Annotated in this window: 3 protein-coding genes; all 3 read left to right on the top strand. The window is 46.4% G+C overall.

Annotation, left to right across the window (positions count from 1 at the left end; genetic code table 11):
* Positions 1 to 173 precede the first annotated feature (173 nt).
* Positions 174 to 671, top strand: coding sequence for a siphovirus Gp157 family protein (locus BL249_RS06755; protein ID WP_099707637.1), 498 nt, complete (start codon positions 174 to 176; stop codon positions 669 to 671).
* Between the two features lie 72 nt (positions 672 to 743).
* Complete coding sequence (locus BL249_RS06750) at positions 744 to 989, top strand: excisionase (RefSeq protein WP_099707636.1); 246 nt, start codon at positions 744 to 746, stop codon at positions 987 to 989.
* Positions 970 to 1492 (top strand): phage integrase Arm DNA-binding domain-containing protein (locus BL249_RS06745; RefSeq protein ID WP_199073441.1); only part of this gene is annotated, 523 nt, incomplete at its 3' end. The genes BL249_RS06750 and BL249_RS06745, both read left to right, overlap by 20 nt.

Raw genomic sequence — 1492 nt, 5'->3', positions numbered from 1 at the left:
GTTACACCGAACGAAGCCAAGAAAGTGTATGAAACGATGGCGAGAGAAGTTGATGTCCATCGTAAGAATGCCGAGAGCACGGGCGATACCCAGCATTCCGATTACCTGAAAAAACGTCTTCTCAGTCTTCACAAACTGACCGAGAAGCACATTGCAGAACTGGAGGCGCAATCATGAGCACAGCAATTTCACTGGCAGCAGACATCCGTAAATTATTCGAACTGTCCCAGGAATCTGACGAACTGACGCCTGAAATGCTGGCTGATACGTTTGAGGGTCTTGAGGGTGGGCTGGCCGATAAACTTGATGGCATGATGGGATTAATGCGTGAGTACGAAGGCCAGGCGGCAACGTGCAAGGCAGAGCGTGAGCGAATCGCTCAACGCGAGAAACACTTCAGTACCTATGCAGCCAGCCTTAAAAAATACGCTCTACAATGTCTGATCGCCGCTGATAAGAAATCGTTAAAAACTGATTTCAATACCTTCTCCGTTAAACCGGGTTCAGTCAGTGTGATCATCGACAACCAAAACGCTATCCCCGATGAGTATGTCGATGTGGCAACTATTGTCGCCCCGGATAAAGCCAAAATTAAAAAAGCAATCAAGGAGGGTATTGAAATTCCAGGTGCTCATCTTGAAACAGGATCACCTTCACTCGCAGTTCGCTAACTGATTTTTAAAAATCAAAACCGCACCGGCCAGCACGTTAACCTGTTGGCCGGTCGTATCGAGGTATGACCAATGGCACGTACTCAACTATTAATGGATTGGGCAATAGAGGAATTTGGGAAAGAAGATTGCCCTAGTTATACAACCATCCTTTCTTATGCAAAAAATAAAATGATATATCCACCACCACAAAAAGCAGGCCGGTTCTGGCGTGTTGAAAAAGGAGCCAGGTATATCGGCATATCTTGTCAGCCAGTAACCAGGAAAAATGACGATCCCCGCTTGTTGAGGATTTTAAATGATGGGCAGGCCTCGTAAATTTTCGTTGAATATTCCAGGGCTTTATTGCAGCACCGATAAGCGAACTCAGCGGATATATTGGAAATATAAGCACCCCATCACTGGGGTGGTTCATGGATTAGGAACGAATGCTGAAGAAGCGAAAGCAATCGCCATTGAAGCCAACACCAGATTATCAGAACAGCAGTTACGCAATACCCTGGCAGTACGGGACAAACTGAGCCGGGCAGTCGGCGGCAGCATCAGTGTTTCAACGTGGCTTGATCGTTATCTTGTGATCCAGGAGGAGCGTAAGACAGCAAATGAAATTACTGAAAACACCGTTAAACAAAAAATCGCACCGGTTAAAGCCATGCGTATGGCATTGGCCGCCAAACCAATCCGTGATGTTGATACTCGTGATATTGCGGACATTTTGGATGATTACAAAAAACAGGGGCACTCCAGAATGGCTCAGGTAGTCAGAACAACGCTAATTGATGTTTTCAAAGAAGCCCAACATGCTGGTGAAGTCCCGCCAG

Origin of the sequence: Erwinia sp. OLFS4 (assembly GCF_002752165.1) — a bacterium.
Classification (GTDB): Bacteria; Pseudomonadota; Gammaproteobacteria; order Enterobacterales; family Enterobacteriaceae; genus Izhakiella.
This window is presented reverse-complemented; position numbering and strand designations above follow the sequence as displayed.